At 65.7% G+C, this 16,218-nt stretch carries 17 protein-coding genes; 6 read left to right on the forward strand and 11 right to left on the reverse strand.

The genetic code is table 11. From position 1 onward, the window contains the following. Positions 1-380: 380 nt before the first annotated feature. The gene (locus AC1RNP_RS13050; RefSeq protein ID WP_493051694.1) at positions 381-695 is read left to right on the forward strand and encodes a hypothetical protein; all 315 of its coding nucleotides are present in this window, start codon (positions 381-383) and stop codon (positions 693-695) included. A gap of 80 nt (positions 696-775) precedes the next feature. On the opposite strand, the gene AC1RNP_RS13055 is transcribed toward AC1RNP_RS13050, so the two are convergent. The 11 genes from AC1RNP_RS13055 to AC1RNP_RS13105 all read right to left on the reverse strand — a co-directional run bounded on the left by AC1RNP_RS13055 (position 776) and on the right by AC1RNP_RS13105 (position 10,844). After that, positions 776-1,207, reverse strand: a complete 432-nt coding sequence (locus AC1RNP_RS13055) for a hypothetical protein (protein ID WP_493051695.1) — start codon at positions 1,205-1,207, stop codon at positions 776-778. A 72-nt stretch (positions 1,208-1,279) separates the two neighbouring features. Then, entirely contained in the window at positions 1,280-1,609 is a 330-nt protein-coding gene (locus AC1RNP_RS13060) for a hypothetical protein (RefSeq protein WP_493051696.1), read from the reverse strand. 41 nt (positions 1,610-1,650) lie between these two features. Next, complete coding sequence (locus AC1RNP_RS13065) at positions 1,651-2,274, reverse strand: DUF1579 domain-containing protein (RefSeq protein ID WP_493051697.1); 624 nt, start codon at positions 2,272-2,274, stop codon at positions 1,651-1,653. 89 nt (positions 2,275-2,363) lie between these two features. Continuing rightward, positions 2,364-2,927, reverse strand: coding sequence for an L-threonylcarbamoyladenylate synthase type 1 TsaC (gene tsaC / locus AC1RNP_RS13070; protein WP_493051698.1), 564 nt, complete (start codon positions 2,925-2,927; stop codon positions 2,364-2,366). 66 nt (positions 2,928-2,993) lie between these two features. Beyond that, positions 2,994-5,495 (reverse strand): DNA topoisomerase I, encoded by a 2,502-nt coding sequence (locus AC1RNP_RS13075; RefSeq protein ID WP_493051699.1) that lies wholly within the window; start codon positions 5,493-5,495, stop codon positions 2,994-2,996. Between the two features lie 181 nt (positions 5,496-5,676). Beyond that, positions 5,677-6,561, reverse strand: a complete 885-nt coding sequence (locus tag AC1RNP_RS13080) for an RDD family protein (RefSeq protein ID WP_493051700.1) — start codon at positions 6,559-6,561, stop codon at positions 5,677-5,679. A 67-nt stretch (positions 6,562-6,628) separates the two neighbouring features. Beyond that, entirely contained in the window at positions 6,629-7,045 is a 417-nt protein-coding gene (locus AC1RNP_RS13085; protein WP_493051701.1) for a pilin, read from the reverse strand. A gap of 178 nt (positions 7,046-7,223) precedes the next feature. Next, complete coding sequence (locus tag AC1RNP_RS13090; protein WP_493051702.1) at positions 7,224-7,742, reverse strand: pilin; 519 nt, start codon at positions 7,740-7,742, stop codon at positions 7,224-7,226. Between the two features lie 159 nt (positions 7,743-7,901). Beyond that, positions 7,902-8,375 (reverse strand): DUF494 family protein, encoded by a 474-nt coding sequence (locus tag AC1RNP_RS13095; RefSeq protein ID WP_226469515.1) that lies wholly within the window; start codon positions 8,373-8,375, stop codon positions 7,902-7,904. Continuing rightward, positions 8,372-9,565, reverse strand: a complete 1,194-nt coding sequence (gene dprA, locus AC1RNP_RS13100) for a DNA-processing protein DprA (protein WP_493051703.1) — start codon at positions 9,563-9,565, stop codon at positions 8,372-8,374. The genes AC1RNP_RS13095 and dprA overlap by 4 nt, the downstream gene beginning before the upstream one ends. 100 nt (positions 9,566-9,665) lie before the next feature. Further along, positions 9,666-10,844: a LysM peptidoglycan-binding domain-containing protein gene (locus AC1RNP_RS13105; protein WP_493051704.1), complete on the reverse strand. Its 1,179-nt coding sequence runs from the start codon at positions 10,842-10,844 to the stop codon at positions 9,666-9,668. Positions 10,845-10,980: 136 nt separating this feature from the next. Between AC1RNP_RS13105 and def the strand changes: the two genes are divergently transcribed. From def to AC1RNP_RS13130, 5 genes are all read left to right on the forward strand, one after another. Next, the gene (gene def / locus AC1RNP_RS13110) at positions 10,981-11,496 is read left to right on the forward strand and encodes a peptide deformylase (protein ID WP_493051705.1); all 516 of its coding nucleotides are present in this window, start codon (positions 10,981-10,983) and stop codon (positions 11,494-11,496) included. Between the two features lie 224 nt (positions 11,497-11,720). After that, a complete protein-coding gene (gene fmt / locus AC1RNP_RS13115) occupies positions 11,721-12,644 on the forward strand; it encodes a methionyl-tRNA formyltransferase (protein WP_493051707.1) in 924 nt (307 codons plus the stop codon). Positions 12,645-12,668: 24 nt separating this feature from the next. Continuing rightward, on the forward strand, positions 12,669-13,088 hold the full coding sequence (locus AC1RNP_RS13120; RefSeq protein ID WP_493051708.1) for a hypothetical protein: 420 nt from the start codon (positions 12,669-12,671) through the stop codon (positions 13,086-13,088). Further along, positions 13,085-14,398 (forward strand): 16S rRNA (cytosine(967)-C(5))-methyltransferase RsmB, encoded by a 1,314-nt coding sequence (gene rsmB, locus AC1RNP_RS13125; RefSeq protein WP_493051709.1) that lies wholly within the window; start codon positions 13,085-13,087, stop codon positions 14,396-14,398. Before AC1RNP_RS13120 ends, rsmB begins: the two co-directional genes overlap by 4 nt. A 93-nt stretch (positions 14,399-14,491) precedes the next feature. Beyond that, entirely contained in the window at positions 14,492-16,210 is a 1,719-nt protein-coding gene (locus tag AC1RNP_RS13130) for an ArnT family glycosyltransferase (protein WP_493051710.1), read from the forward strand. Positions 16,211-16,218: the final 8 nt, after the last annotated feature.

Consider the following 16,218-nt stretch of genomic DNA (forward strand, 5'->3'; position numbering starts at 1 on the left):
GCGAGAGGAATTCACCGTCGGCCAGTCATCTGGAGGAAGTGGGCCGTCAGCGCATCGCGAGAGTTTCGGTTACAGGTGTAACTGTTCACGGGATGAATGGCGCCAAGGATCGGCGCATGGCCCGGGAGTGGCAAAACCGTACCGTGATCATGCCGGCCTGAAGCAAGACCGAAAGCATTCCTGCGCGCGGGCTCGCTGGATGCGTGCGCAAAACAGCCTGATACCGAATCGATACCGCATCGGGCGTGACATTTCGTTCCCGGATGCCCCGCCTTCGTCGGCCTTAGGCTGGCTTCGTCGCAACCCCTCTTTCGTGGTTGTCACGCACTCCTACTCTCGGGGCTCCTCATTTCCCCGGCCTCGCCGGATGGGACTGTCCGATGAAAGGTGGTTTCGGGTTCGTGCTCGCCGCGATGATGCTCTCGATCCATGCCGATGCCATGGCGGCCTCTGTTTCGAGCCAATGGATCCTCGAAGATATCGCCAGGAAAACCGGAACCAGTCCATGCTTCGTGCGGCAGGCGCTGGGCGATAATTTTTTCATCGCGGCGCAGCAGTACGACATGAGTCGGACATCGCGGGAGCGCATCAGGGGATTGGTTCGGCAGTACTACGAGACGCTTCGAGCGGAGCAGCTTGCCGATACGACAATCCCGTTATTGTTCAGGAATTGCGCCGAGCCTCGAGCAATTTAGAGAGCATACGAGGCTTCGATCCGGAGATGTCCATATCGTCCGGAACCGTATGGAGTGGGCGCGGCGCGGGGTGAAGCATTCTAGGCTTCCGGTTCCTTCCTGGCTCGGGAGTGCAATTCCAATAAGTGATCGTAGACGCGCACCATGACCGGAGTGATTGACTGAGTAAGCCAAACATAGTTGACGATGGCGCGCCCAAGCATAGCGATTGCTTCGCCGGGCTCTACGGTTACTAAGTCCTCGTCTGGATTATTGGCATGCTTGAGCGCGTTTCTAGCGCCATTAACCTCTTTGCGGATTGCTTCGAAATCCCTGCCGCCAGTCAACTCCTTGTCTAATTCAACGAGTCGATCCATCATGGCGAAACCACCGCTGCGGCGGAGTAATGCGCCGAGAATCTCTTCAGCTGCTCCTGCCAAGGTGATGACGGCTAAGTAGTCTCCGCCAGAAAAAAACAGTTCAGAAGCAGTGTCTAGCTGGCGTTTTGCTATGTCTACTTTAGAGAGTTGCATTGCATGTTGATGTTTGAACCAAGCCGGGCCGCGAAGTGGCTTCGGCTTGGATGATCATTGGCTTTTTGGCAATTACTTTGCTTTGCGGGACTTTGAATGGCTTTTCTTCTTGGCAGTCTTTGATTTCCTTGGTGCCGCCTTCCTAGGGTTGCCAGGGTTTCTGTGCGGGATAGAGGCTTGTGCTTCTTGCAACTTTGTTGTCATTGCATCAAAGACCATCCTTGCCCCGTCTTTCTTGCCTTGTTCGTAGATCGCTTCCATTACCTGCGCTAATTTGACGCCTTGAACTAAGTTCATATCTGCGACGACGATATCTAAAGCCGAAGATATCTTCGGGGTCGCATAAACTGCAACTGCCTTAGTGCCAAGTTGAATGATGTTCTTTGTAGATCGAGCTGCCATACTGCCCCCTGTTGCAGTTGTGGTGAAATTCTTGGAGAGATTTATTCGGCTCGAGCGTACTCGATCTCCATACTCTTCCGCTCCTTCCCGTCATGCGTCTCATGCCACTCCATGACGTGATGATCCTTGTCGACGATGCGGACCACCTGGCGGATGTGCGTCTTCGCGCCGGGTTTCATCGGGTCGTGCATGTCGCTGTGGAAGGTGTAGGTGTTCGTGGCGGGGTCGAAGTCGCCCTCGGACAGGTACTGGCCGGTGGCCATGCTGTCGACCCAGCTGCCGACGTACTTGCCGGTGACGTTGTCGTAACTGGTCAGCGAGACGCCCTCGAACGGCTGTCCCATGAACTGGCTCTTGAAGACCATGCGGATGTGGCGGCCGCCGAGTTCGGCGGTGGTGACGCCCTTGCCGGTTTCGACGGTGGGCGGCGCGGACGGGTCCATCCAGATCGTCTGCTTGGTGGTCCAGGTGCCGACGAAATGGTCGGCCAACTGCTTGTGTTGCGGGCCGAGCCTGGTCGCCTTGTCCCAGGCTTCCATCATCGCTTTCTGCTCGGCGCTCATCTCGGGCGCGGCCGCGGGCGCCTTGGTCTCTTCGGCGAACGCGGGCGACATCAGGGCGCAGGCGAGCGCGCCGCAAAGCAGGGTGCGGGTGAAAGTACGCATGATCGATTCCCTCCGATGCCGGGGAGTTCCGGCGTGGGCGGGATGCTAGTCCTGGCGACTGCCGCGCGCATGCGGCGGCGCGGCAAGGGTCAGAGGCGCAGTTCGGCGCCGCTGCGGGCGTCGCGGATCGGGGTGGGACGGTCTAGACCGCCGACTTCGCCTTCGAGGATGGCGTCGACGGCCTCGCGCAATCCGGCGTCGAAATCCTGCAGGCGTTTCGGCGGCGCCGCGCCAGCCGGGTTGGCGCTGGTGGAGACGAGCGCGCCGCCGAAGGCATCGCAGAGCGCGATCACGGCCGGGTGCGCGCTCACGCGCACAGCCACGCCCATGTGCGCGCCGGTGATCCAGCGCGGCACGCGCGCGGTGGCGGGTGTGATCCAGGTGTGCGGGCCAGGCCAGGTGCGCAGGACGGCCTCACGGCGTTCGTCCGGCAGGGCGTTCCAGTCGACGAGGCCTTCGAGTTGCGAAAGCGAAGCCGCGATCAGGATCAAACCTTTCTCGACTTCGCGCTGCTTGATCGCCAGCAGGCGCAGCACCGCCGCTTCGTCGAACGGATCGCAGCCCAGGCCCCACACCGCTTCGGTGGGATAGGCGATCACGCCGCCGCGCTTGAGCAGCGTGGTGATGTCGGCGAGGGAGTGGGAGACGTTCATGCGCGTGATGTGCACTCGCGTGTCACGGTCGCGGCCCTGCTTGCGCGGGGCCGTGATGCGTTGTGATCAGAAGGGGGCGTCGTCGTCCTTGATCGCCGCTTTCTTGGTCACGGTTTTCTTCGCCGTTTTCTTGGCGACTTTCTTCGTGGCCTTCTTGGCCGTGGTCTTCTTCGCGGCTTTCTTCGGAGCTGCGTCCTTCGCGGCGGTTTTCTTCGCGGCGGCCTTCTTGGCGGGCGCGGCTGTCTTCTTCGCCGCCGCTTTCTTGCCGAAACGGCCGCGCATCGGCTTGCCGGTTTCCTCCAGCAGCTTGGTCACTTCCTCCAGTGTCAGCGAGGCGGGTTCGCGATCCTTGGGGATGCGGCCGTTGAGCTTGCCGTCGCTGATGTAGGGACCGAAGCGGCCGTTGAGGACCTGGATGTCGCTGCCTTCGAATTCCTTGATGATGCGGTTGCGCGCGATCTCTTCCTTCTCGTTGATCAGGAACACGGCGCGGGTGAGATCGATCGTGTAGGGATCGTCCTCTTTCTTGAGCGAGGCGTAGGTGCTGCCGCGTTTTGCAAACGGACCGAAGCGGCCGATGCCGACGCTGACCTCGTGCCCGTCGTCCTCGCCGAGCTTGCGCGGCAGGCGGAACAGGTCGAGCGCTTCGGCCAGCGTGATCGTATGCATCGACTGGCCGGGGCGCAGCGAGGCGAAGGTCGGCTTGTCCTCGTCGTCGGCGGTGCCGATCTGCGCGTAGGGTCCGTAGCGGCCCAGGCGAACGCTCACCGGCTTGCCGGACTTGGGATCGGTGCCGAGTTCGCGCGCGCCGGTGGCCTCGGTGCGGTCGACGGTCTCGATCTTGTCGTCGACCAGTTCCTTGAACGGGCCCCAGAACTTCTCCATCAACGGCACCCACTCTTCCTCGCCGCGCGAGACCGCGTCGAGTTCGTCCTCGAGTTTCGCGGTGAAGTCGTAGTCGACGTAACGGGTGAAGTGGCCGCTGAGGAAGTTGGAGACGGCGCGGCCGACGTCGGTCGGCTTGAAGGCGCGGCCTTCCATTTCGGTGTACTTGCGGAACAGCAGGGTCTGGATGATCGAGGCGTAGGTCGACGGGCGGCCGATGCCGTATTCCTCCAACGCCTTGACCAGCGCCGCTTCGGTGAAGCGCGGCGGCGGCTGGGTGAAGTGCTGGTCGGCGTGGATGCGGTCCAGCGGCACGCGGTCGCCGGGCTGCATTTTCGGCAGCTTGCGGCCTTCGTCCTCGTCCTCGGCGTTCTTCGCGTCCTTGCCTTCCTCGTACACGGCGAGGAAGCCGGGATCGATGACCGTGGTGCCGGAGGCGCGGAAGCTGTGCTCGGAGCCGGCGGCGAGATCGACGCTGACGGTGTTCAAGGTGGCCGGCACCATCTGGCAGGCGACGGCGCGTTTCCAGATCAATTCGTACAGCTTGCGCTCGTCGTCGGACAGGTAGCGCGACACCTGCGCCGGCGTGCGCAGCGCCGAGGTGGGGCGCACCGCTTCGTGCGCTTCCTGGGCGTTCTTGGATTTGGTCTGGTAGAAATTCGGTTTGTCCGGCAACGCATGCGTGCCGAAATCGCGAGCGATCACGTCGCGGATTTCGCCCAGCGCCTCGACCGACAGGCTCACCGAGTCGGTACGCATGTAGCTGATCAGGCCGACCGTGCCTTCGTCGCCCACGTTCACGCCTTCATAGAGCTTCTGCGCCACCTGCATGGTCTTGCGAGTGGTGAAGCCGAGCTTGCGCGAGGCTTCCTGTTGCAGCGTCGAGGTGGTGAACGGCGGCGCCGGGCGGCGCTTGCGTTCCTTGCTGGCGACGTCGGTGACGTGCAGCGCGCCCTGCGCGGCGGAGACGATGCGGCGGCGCGCGTCCTCGGCGGTGTCGCCGTCGGTGATGGTGAACTGCTCGAACTTCTTGCCGTCGAGCTTGGTGAGCTTGGCGGTGAAGGACTGGCTCGGATGCGCGCACTCGGCCTCGATGCTCCAGTACTCGCGGGCGATGAAGGCTTCGATCTCCTCCTCGCGTTCCACGATCATGCGCAGCGCCGGCGATTGCACGCGCCCGGCCGAGAGGCCGCGCTGCACCTTGCGCCAGAGCACCGGCGAGAGGTTGAAGCCGACGAGGTAGTCCAGCGCGCGACGCGCCTGCTGGGCATCGACCAGGTCGGTGGAGATGCTGCGCGGCGCCGCCATCGCCTCGCGGATCGCGCGCGGGGTGATTTCGGTGAACACCACGCGCTGCAAGGTTTTGTCCTTGAGCAGGCCGCGTTCCTTGAGGATCTCGGCGATGTGCCAGCTGATGGCCTCGCCCTCGCGGTCCGGGTCGGTGGCGAGGTAGATGCCCTCGGCTCCCTTGGCGGCCTTGGCGATGGCCTCGACGTGGCGCTCGTTCTTCTCGATCAGGTCGTAGCGCATGGCGAAGCCGCGCGTGGGGTCGACCGCCCCTTCCTTCGGCACCAGGTCGCGGACATGGCCGTAGGAGGCCAGGACGGTGAAGTCCTTGCCGAGGTATTTGTTGATCGTCTTGGCCTTGGCGGGCGACTCGACGATGAGGAGGTTCTTGGGCATGAGGGGGGAGGATTCCGAGCGCGGCGTGAAGGCCGCGCTGACAGGGGAGGCAAGATAGCGACGCCCGAGACCAGGGCCTCGGGCGTTCAGGTTCGCTCTTTTTATAGTGGAATCACGCCGGGGTGGGCTGTGTCAAGCAAGCCCTCGCCCCGACATGGGGCCATTCAGGAACCGGGGCCGGTCAGAACTTGCCCACGGAGCTGGCGATCGCCCCGATCATCACGACAACGAAGCCGATGATGGCCAGGATGAACAGGGCAGACAGGACCAGGACCACGATCGTGACCGCGCCCAGCTCCTTGCGCTGCAGGTCCGGGCGTTCGGTGTAGGCCCACTGGTCGACCACCAGGGTGCCGACGATCATGTCATGCAGGGCGCGCTTGCGGTCCGTGAAGGCGGCCATGATGTAGCCGATGCACAGGATGAGGTAGCTGATCCAGGAGGCGAAGAAGCGTCCGACGCCGCGGCCGAAGGAAATGCGCCCGCCCGTCTCGGAGACCACCTTGATGCCCACCGCCATCTTGCCCGGCGTGGCCTGTTTGCCGCTGGAGTGGAACCAGGCGAAATAGAACATCTGCAGCAGGATCGGCCCCACGTAGGCCACGATCAGCGCCAGCACCATCCCGGCGGTGGGCGTCTCGTCCTCGAATCCCCCGGTGAACATGCCCAGGGAAAAGAAGATGGGCAGTTGGATGGCATAGCCGGCGATGCCGACGATGAAGCTGTCGATCGTGATGGCGGCGAAGCGCTTCCAGAACCCGGCGTAGACGATTTCCCCGCCCTGGTGCACCGGGCTCTCGTACAGCAGCGGCGCGGCCGGCGGCGCGTAGGGGGAATCGACGACGCGACCGCTGCCGGCGTCGAGCGTGGTCGCGGGGGCGCTGGCCGTGTCCTGCACCGGCAATTCGTTGATGACGCTGGAAAGGGGTTCCCACTGCGACAGGCCTTCGCGCCAGACCAGCGTGTTCCACTGGATGCGTCCTTCGCGGCGCAGGCGCGCGAGTTCCTCGGCATCGACCGGGCCCTGGCGTTCGTGACCGGCATCGGCGTAGTACCAGGTGCTCATCCTTGTCGTGTTCCTTGTTGGTGGCGGCATCGGTGATGGTGAATGCGCACCATCTTGCGGGGGTTCGTCACGGTCGGCAAGCAGGCGGCAGGTAAGGCATCTCGAGATCGGAAGCGCAATGCCACTCGGCCGGATCGTTGCTTGGATCGCGCTCCCAGGTGATGTGCTTGCCGTCGAGCCTGGTCTGTCCTTGCAGGATCAATTTGACGTTGCAGCGGCCTTCTCCCGATTCGCCGAAGGTGATGGAGGCGATGACGGGGTTCGATGTCACGCCATGAGCCTGCAAATCGATGTCGCCGTCGGCGGGGCATTCGCCGTCGCGTATGTAGATTTCCTCGACCTCGGTCCGCAGCGACTGCGCAAGCATCGATGCCTGCAATGCTTTCGAGCGACCCACGTAGCTTTGATATTGCGGAATCGCGATCGCCGCGAGGATGCCGATGATCGGCACCGCGAGCCCGGCGCAGATGATCAGCACGATCATGCAGCCGGACATGCCGCGCTTGGGTGGCGGAAGCGGTGATTGCGGGTGTGGCGGCAACGGCGGCGGCGCGGCGCCGCCGAAGTTCGGTTCGATGCGTTGATTCATGGCGGCCCCCTGCCGTCGAATCGCGCAGTGGATCGGAGTTCGGCCTCGACTTCAAGTGCCGGCGCGCGCCGGCTCATTGCGACTGGCAGACCGGTGGCAGGAAGCGGTTGGCGAGATCGGAATCGCAGCGCCATTGCACGCTGTCGACGGTGGCGACGCGTTCCCACAGGATCTGCTTGCCTTCGAGCGAATCGTCGCCGTGCAGCACCAGCAGGATGCCGCAACGGCCGCCGGCGAACTCGCCTGCGGCAAGGCTGGCGCGGGTGGAGTCGTAGCGGACTTCGCGCAACTGCCGGGCGAGCGTGTCATCGCGCAGGCAGCGTCCGGCGTTGCGCGCCTGCGCCGCGTCGACGGCCGGCTGCAGCGCCTGCGCGCGCGTCAGCAGGTCCTGCACGTCGGCGCGGACCTTGTAGTCGTGATAGGTGCGGTAGCCGAGCACCACCAGGACGGCGACGACCAGCAGTTCGGCGATGACGAACAGGCTCAGTTCGATCATGGAGGCGAGACTGCGCCGCATGCTCGATGGCGCTTGCGGTGCTGCCGAGGCCGGCGTCCCGATGTCGCCCGTGTCGGGCTGTGCGGTCTGGTCCATGACGTCCCCTTCGTCCTGGCGAAACAGCAAACCGGGATTCTGCCGCGCGGGGGATTCGAAAAAATCGACGCACGTCGCAAGCGCGTCGACTGGAGGTGTCGACGCGGGACAGTGATCAGAGGGTTGCGGGCGAAGCGGCGACGCGGCCGCCTCGCGGGTTCAGTGCACCGGCTCGGGTTCGTCGGCGAAGATCTGCGTTTCCATCCAGGCGTAGGCCGCTTCCATGCCCGGCTGGTTGAACAGCACCATCAGCACGACCCATTTCAGGTCGTCGAGATCGAGTTCGTCCTGATCCAGCGCCATGGCGCGATCGAGCACCAACTCGCGCTGGTCGGCATTGAGGATGCCGTGCTGTTCCAGGAACAGCAGGAAGCCGCGACACTCCACGTCGAGCTTGTCCAGCTCCGGTCCGAAGAAGACGCGGGTCGGGCCGCCGGCGCGCGGATGCGCGGCGCTCGGCCGCTGCTCGGCCAGGGCATCGAGCCAGTCGAAGGCCTTGTTGATCTCGGCGGGGCTGAAACCGGCCTGGAGCAGGCCGTTCTGGAGGGAGTCGCGATCGCGGACGAGGTCCGCGTCTTCGGTGAAGTAGTGTTCGAACAGGTAGAGCAGGACGTCCAGGATGCTCTCTTTCATTTCCCCCGGCCTGCGTCCGTAGACGCGTCGTGACAAGACTTTCGGGAATAACGACCGTGCTTGGCGATCACACGGCCTTCCAGCTCCATGAGCAGCAGCATGGAAGACAATTCGGCGGCCGTCAATCCGGTGCGCTCGACCAGCCGATCCATACCGGTTGGGTCGTGGCCGAGGGCCTCCCACAAGCGGTTGTAGTCGGGGTCATCGAGCCGCGGGTCGGCGGCGGAGCCGGAGATCGTCGTTTTCTGGTCATTCCCGGCCCCTGTCATGGGGGCCGACAGGCGCCCGCGCAAGGCCTCGCCCAGTTCCACGGCCAGCGGGGCGATGGCGGTGACCACCTCGCTGGCGCTTTCCACCAGGCCGGCGCCGTCCCGGATCAGGCGGTGGCAGCCACGCGCCATCGGGTTGTGGATCGAGCCGGGCACGGCGAACACGTCGCGGCCGGCCTCGGTGGCCAGCCGGGCGGTGATCAGGGCGCCGGAGCGCTCGGCCGCCTCGACCACCAGCGTCCCCAGCGCCAGCCCGGCGATGATGCGGTTGCGGCTGGGGAAGTGCTCGCGCCGCGCCGCGGTGCCGGGCGGATGCTCGCTGACGACCGCGCCGGCGGCGGCGATCCGGGCGTGCAGCCCGGTGTTTTCGCGGGGATACGGGACATCGATGCCGCTGCCGAGCACGGCGACCGTGATCGCACCCGCATCCAGGGCGGCCTCGTGCGCGGCGGTGTCGATGCCGGCGGCGAGGCCGCTGACGACGCCGAGCCCGGAGGCCGCCAGCGCCCGCGAGAAGTCGTAGGCGTTGTCGCGCCCGCCGGCCGAAGGTGAACGGCTGCCGACCACGGCGACCATCGGGTGCCAGAGCAGGCCCGGATCGCCGGCCACGAACAAGGCCAGCGGCGGATTGCCGACGCGGCGCAGCAGCGCGGGGTAGTCGGGATCGTGCCAGCCGATCAGGTGGTGATCCGGACCGGCCAGCCAGTCCAGCGCGCGCCGGTGTTCGGCGACGGCTTCCGGTGGCGGGGCGTCGAGGGCCCGGATCTGCGCCTCATCCAGCCCGGCGATGCGCCAGGCGCGCGCGCCCGCTTCGACGGCCGCCTGCGGCGTGCCGTGCAGTTCCAGCAGTTGCCGGCGCGGCTGGCTGGCGCCGCCTGTGGTCAGCAGTCGCAACAGCGCTTCGTGATTCGTCTCGCTCATGCGCCATAGCGTAGGCCGAAACGACGACGGCGCCCCGAAGGCGCCGCCGCGATGTTGCGTAGGGTTTTCCCGGTTCGCCGTGGCGCGCCGGGCGAGGCGATCAGAGCGTCGCGTCGGGATGCTTGAGGTGGTAACCGACCTTGGTCGGCTTCACGCTGTCCATCACCAGCCCGTAGCTCATCTTCTCGAACGTGCGGAAGACGATGACGTGGCCCGCGAACTCGTCCGGCAGGCGCACCTTGTTCTCGAAGAACACGGTGTCGGGGTCGCGATCGGCGCCCTTCTCGACGCGGTCCACGGTCTGGCTGCCTTCGCGCCACAGCGAGAACACGGTGCCGTTGTCCACGCCTTCGCGGCTGCCGACGGAAATCGCGATCACGTCGCGCGGGCCGGCGTTTTGCAGGCTGTCGGCCACCGCCAGCACGCGCGCCTTGCCGTACTTGGTGTCCTGCTTGGGCGGATGCGGGAAGAACTGCAGGTCGTATTGCTGCGCGTCGACCGGGATCAGGCGATCACCGATGCGCACCTCGCGGTTGCTCTCGTCCAGCAGCAGGGTGCTGGCCTGGATGCCGGAGCCTTCGCCACGGGTGACAGTGCCGGCGTTCACGCGCTGCAGCTCGTAGCCGAGCAGCTCCTTGCCCTTGTCCGGGAACACCACGTTCGACCAGTAGGTGCCGAAATCAGGCGTGCGGCGGCCGCGGAAATCGAGATCGGCGGTCTGCATACGGTCGCAGCACAGGCCGCGGCGCTTGATCTCGCGGTAGCGCACGGTCGGGCGCACCACCAGGAAGCGGTCGCCGGGCTGGGCCGTGAGCTTGCGGATGTAGGCCACGCGGCCCTGCGTGGTGCGCAGGTGGTCTTCCTCCAGGCCGACGACGTAGGGCAGGTCGTCGAACTTGTCGACCACGCGCAGGTCCTTGAGGAACTTCTCCACGTCCGCCAGCGGGATCGCGTTGATCGGCTCGGGCTCGGCGCGCGGGCCAGGCTGGACCTGGGCCTGCTGCACGCGATCCAGATAAGCCAGGCTGATCACATCACCCGGATAGATCAGGTGCGGATTGCGGATCTGCGGATTGGCCTGCCAGATCTCCGGCCACAGCCACGGGCGTTGCAGGAACTTGCCCGCGATGTCCCACAGCGTATCGCCGCGCTTGACGACGTAGGTATCCGGGTGGCCCTCGCGCAGTGTCTGTGCGGTGGCGTAGGTCGCGACCGTCAGCAGTGCGACGGTAAATACGGTACGCAGCCTTTGAGAAAGGCTTCCAAACTTGCCAGCCATCTAACCGCTCCCCTTGGAATTTCCCCTGTCTAGCCTGGTCAACTATAGCCGACACAGGTCAGCCAGAGGCAACCTTTGCAGCGTTACAATTGCAGAATAGGTCCTCTGTTGTGACCATCGCCACCCTTTTACCGTCATGTCCCTGCTGCCGATCCTCGAATTTCCGCATCCGCGCCTGCGCAATCACGCCGACGGCATCGATGCCGCCCGCATTCACGAGCCGCAATTCCAGAAGCTGCTCGATGACATGTTCGAGACCATGTACCAGGCGCCGGGCATCGGCCTGGCCGCCACGCAGGTCGACGTGCACGAGCGCTTCATGGTGATCGACGTCAGCGAAGGCCGTGACAGCCCGCTCGTTTTCATCAACCCCGTGATCCGCAAGCGCACCGAGCAGTTGCGCGTGCATCAGGAGGGCTGTCTGTCGATTCCGGGCATCTATGCCGATGTCACGCGTGCAGACGGCATCGAGGTCGAGGCGCTGGACCGTCATGGCAAATTGTTCGTGCTGGAAGTGGATGATCTGCTGGCGACCTGCATCCAGCACGAGGTCGATCATCTCGACGGGCGTCTGTTCATCGATCACCTCTCGCCGCTGAAGCGCGAGCGGGCGATGAAGAAGTACGAGAAGCTGCGGAAGGATCACGACTGATCGTCGCCGGTGCGGGGAGGTGCGCTTCACTTCCCGTCGTGATTCCCCCACTTCGTCGCCCCAGCGAAAGCCGGGACCCATTTGGCCTTTGGCTTTCGATCGCGGAGCACACGCGCGAACTCCGTGAAAAGCAAGCTGGGTCCCAGCTTTCGCTGGGATGACAAGTCGCTAGCATTACGCTCTTTCAGATCACAAGTTCAGATCACAAGGCCGAATTCCCCTCCATGCGCATCGTCTTCGCCGGCACCCCCGATTTCGCCGTTCCTTCGCTGCGCGCCGCCGCGTCGCGGCAGGAAGTGGTGGCGGTCTACACGCAGCCCGATCGCCCCGCGGGGCGTGGCCGCGCGCTGACGCCTTCACCGGTCAAGCTGGCGGCGCTGGAGCGCGGCATCACTGTGCTGCAGCCGGAAACGCTGAAGTCGCAGGTCTCGCGCGATGCGCTCAAGGCCCTGCAGCCCGACCTGATGGTGGTGGTGGCCTACGGGCTGATCCTGCCGCGCAAGATTCTCGAGATTCCGCGCTTCGGTTGCTGGAACGTGCACGCCTCGCTGCTGCCGCGCTGGCGCGGTGCCGCGCCGATCCAGCGCGCCATCGAAGCCGGTGATCGCGAGACCGGCGTGTGCCTGATGCAGATGGAGGCCGGCCTCGACACCGGACCGGTGCTGCTCTCGCAATCGCTGGCCATCGGCGAGCAGGACACCGGCGGGCAACTGCATGATCGTCTCGCCGAACTCGGCGCGCAGGTGCTCGCCGACGGCCTCGGCCTGCTGCGCGCCGGCATCCGGCCGGTGCCGCGTCCACAGCCGGAGGCTGGCGTCACCTACGCGCACAAGCTGGAGAAATCCGAAGCCAAACTCGATTGGTCGCTGCCGGCGACGACACTCGCCAACAAGGTGCGCGCGTTCCAGCCGTGGCCGGTGGCCGAAGCGGAGATCGCCGGCGAGCGCCTGCGCATCCACGCCGCGATCGCATTGCCGCTCGCGCATGGCCGCGCACCGGGCAGCGTGCTCGCGGCCGGCCGCGACGGTCTCGACATCGCCTGCGCCGAGGGCGCGTTGCGTATCCGCACGCTGCAGCGCGATGGCGGCAAGATCATCACCGCGGCCGATTACCTCAACGCGCGGCGTGATCTCGCGGCGGCTTCGTGACGGCCGCAGGATGAGGGCGCTGCGATGATTCCGCGATTTCTGACCAAACTGTTCGGCGCTGGCGGCAAGGCGAGGCCGAACGCGGAATCCGCGAGCGACTGGGTCGAAGGCGGTCTGTACGCGACGCCCTGGGGACATCACGGGTATGCCGTCCTGAAAATCCTCAAGCGCGACGAATACGGCGTGCATATCCGGCGCTACAGCAATGTCTACGACGCCTGCCCTTTGTCTCTCGATGAATCGTCACTGCGCCTCCACGGAATCGAAGCCCTGATCGAGGGTGCCGAGATGCGTGAGGATGCGCCGCTCGGCGTGGGGCACATGCCAGTCTCGAGCGGAACGTTCGCGAACAGCGGGGCGATCTTCATCCAGGCCTCCACGGTGTCTCCCGAGGAGCTGGAAGGCTACGAGATGTGGCGCGAGGCCGAAGGCGGTTATTTTTGAGCAGCAATCTCCCTCAGGTCGCGGGTGTCGAACCGCGTGTCGCCGCGGTGCGCGTGCTCGATGCGGTGTTGCGTCGCGGCCGTTCGCTGAAAGCGGAATTCGCGCGGATATTGCCCACCTTGTCCGATCCGCGCGATCGCGCGCTGGTCGAAGCCATCTGCTTCGCGGTGACGCGCGGCCGTGCGCGCTACGACGCCGCGCTGTCGGCCTGGATGCAGAAGCCGCTGGGCAAGCGTGACGACGAGTTGCGAATGCTGCTGTACGCAGGCTTCGCGCAGCTCGATGCGCTGGCGCTGCCGCCGCATGCCGTGCTGTCGGCGACGGTGGATGCGGCGCGCGCTCTCGGGCGCGCGCATCAGGCGGGGCTGGTCAATGCCTTGCTGCGACGCGCGCAGCGCGAAGGCTTGCCGGCATTGCCCGCCGACGCGCTCTGGCCCGCATGGCTGCGCGAACGCATCCGCGCGGACTGGCCGGAAGACGCGGAGGCGATCTTCAGCGCCGGCATGGAACCGGCGCCGCTATGGCTGCGCGTGAACCGCCAGCACGGCACGCGCGAGGCTTACCTGCAGCGTCTTGCCGAGGCGGGCATTGCTTGCGAGACCGTCGAGGAAGTCCCCGAGGCCATTCGTCTCGATGCCAGCATCGCGGTGGCCGCGCTGCCGGGATTCTCCGAGGGCGACGTGTCGGTGCAGGACATCGCCGCGCAGACCGTTGCCGATGCATTGCAGCTCGGGACGGGCATGCGCGTGCTCGATGCCTGCGTCGCACCGGGCGGCAAGGCGGCGCATCTGCTGGAACGCGACGCCACGTTGTCCGTGACCGGTCTCGACATCGATGCGAAACGTCTCGACCGTGTCCGCGACGCGTTCGCGCGCCTGGGTGTCGGCGCGAATGCGATCCTGCGCGCCGCCGATGCGACCGAGCCCGGCGCCTGGTGGGATGGCGAACCGTTCGATGCGGTCCTGCTGGATGCGCCCTGTTCGGCCACCGGTATCGTGCGGCGACAGCCCGATGTGCTGCTGCATCGACGCGCTTCCGACATCGAGGCCCTGTGCGGATTGCAGGCGCGCCTGCTGGACGCAGGCTGGCGGGTGCTGCGTCCCGGCGGCGTGCTGGTCTACACGACCTGCTCGATCCTCAAGGCCGAGAATGCCGCGCAGATCGACGCCTTCCTGGCGCGGACGCCCGACGCGGTGCCCGAATCGCTGGACGACCGTTTCGGCCGGGCTTCCGGCGCGGGTCGGCAACGCCTGACAGGCGAGGGTGGCGGCGACGGATTCTTCTACGCCCGTTTGCGCAAACATTCCTGAGCCCGTCCCCCGCTGGCGGGAGAGCGGCCAGGACAGATCAGAACGATTTTCCGAACGGTTTTCCGACAAGCAGCATCGCTATCATTTCGCGCCATGCTCAAGACACGCAGTCATCGCGAATTCTGGATTCTGGCCCTGATCGCCCTGGTCGTGCTCGGTGCCGGCCTGGGCCTGCGCGATCCCTGGCCCGCCGACGAGCCGCGCTTCGCCCTGGCCGCCAAGCAGATGGTGGAAAGCGGGAACTGGCTGTTCCCGCATCGTGGCATCGAGTTGTATTCGGACAAGCCGCCGTTGTTCATGTGGCTGCAGGCGCTGTTCTACAGCCTCACCGGCAATCTGCGCATCGCCTTCCTGTTGCCGCCGCTGCTGGCCTCGCTCGGCACGCTGTGGTGCGTGTACGACCTCGGCCGCAGGTTGTGGACGCCGCGCGTCGGGCTGTACGCCGCGTATGCGCTGCTGTTCGCGTTCCAGTTCACGTATCAATCGAAGAAGGCGCAGATCGATCCGCTGGTGGTGTTCTGGATCACGCTGGCCAACTACGGACTGCTGCGTCACGTGCTTGCGCGCGGCGGCGGACCGGATTGGCGAATGTGGGCGCTGGGCTGGGCGGCGGCGGGCCTGGGCACGATCACCAAGGGCGTGGGCTTCATCGCACTGCTGATGCTGATCCCGGCCGGCATCGCCTCGCTGCGCGGATGGCCAGGCGTGCGCGTGCATGCGGGTCGCGCGAAGTTCTGGCTCGGACCGCTCGCGTTCGTCGCCGCGGCCTGTGTGTGGCTGGTGCCGATGCTGATCGCCGCGCTGGGCCAGGCATCGCCCGAGTACCAGGCCTATCTCGACGACATCCTGTTCAAGCAGACCGCCAAGCGTTACGGCGCCTCCTGGGATCATGCGCATCCGCCCTGGTATTTCCTGACCGTGATGATCACGGCGTGGCTGCCGACCATCCTCGTCGTGCCGTGGGCGCTGAAGCCGTGGCTGCGGCGCCTGCGCCGGCGCGATGCGCGCTATCTGCTGCCGCTGGCGTGGTGGTTGCTGGTGCTGGTGTTCTTCTCCCTGCCCTCCGGCAAGCGCGACATGTACATCCTGCCGGCGCTGCCGATGCTGTGCCTGGCGCTGGCGCCGCTGCTGGCTGGCATCCTGCGACGTCCGTGGCCGCGACGCCTGGCGCTCGCAAGCACGGCGCTGCTGGCCGTGGTGATCACCGGGCTGGCGCTGGCGATGTGGTTCGGCCACCCATCTTTTGAGGAGAGGCTGACAGTCGACCGCGGTTTCACCGACGGCGCGCGCGGACTGGCGGCGACGCTGCTGCCGATCGGCGTGTGGGGCTTCCTCTGCCTGCTGTGGTTCGGACGGCGGCGTCCGGTGATGGCCTTGGTGTCGACATTGGCCGGCCTGTGGGTGGTGGTGGGATTGTTCGTGCAGCCGTTGCTCAACGATTCCTCCTCCGCGCGCGGTTTGATGCAGTCCGTCGGCGAGCGCATCGGTCCGCGAGCCGAGCTCGGCCTGGTGGCTTGGAAGGAACAGAACCTGCTGATGGCCGATCGCCCCGCCGCGAACTTCGGCTTCAAGATGCCTTGGAGCGAACAGCTCGAACAGGGCATCACCTGGCTGGCGCAAAAGCCGGAGTCGCGCTACCTGCTGGTGCAGGAACCGGCGCTGACGCATTGCGTGGATCGCAAGCGCGCCGAATTCGCCGGCATGTCGAATCGGCGGCGCTGGTGGCTGGTGACGCAGGCGGCGTGGATTCCGGGATGCGAGCCGACCGATGCCGAATCGCGCAGCCAGGTGGACGAGCGGGACGAGAATTGAGTCCGCGC

The sequence above is a fragment of the Luteimonas sp. GW821-FHT14E02 genome (genome assembly GCF_058803905.1).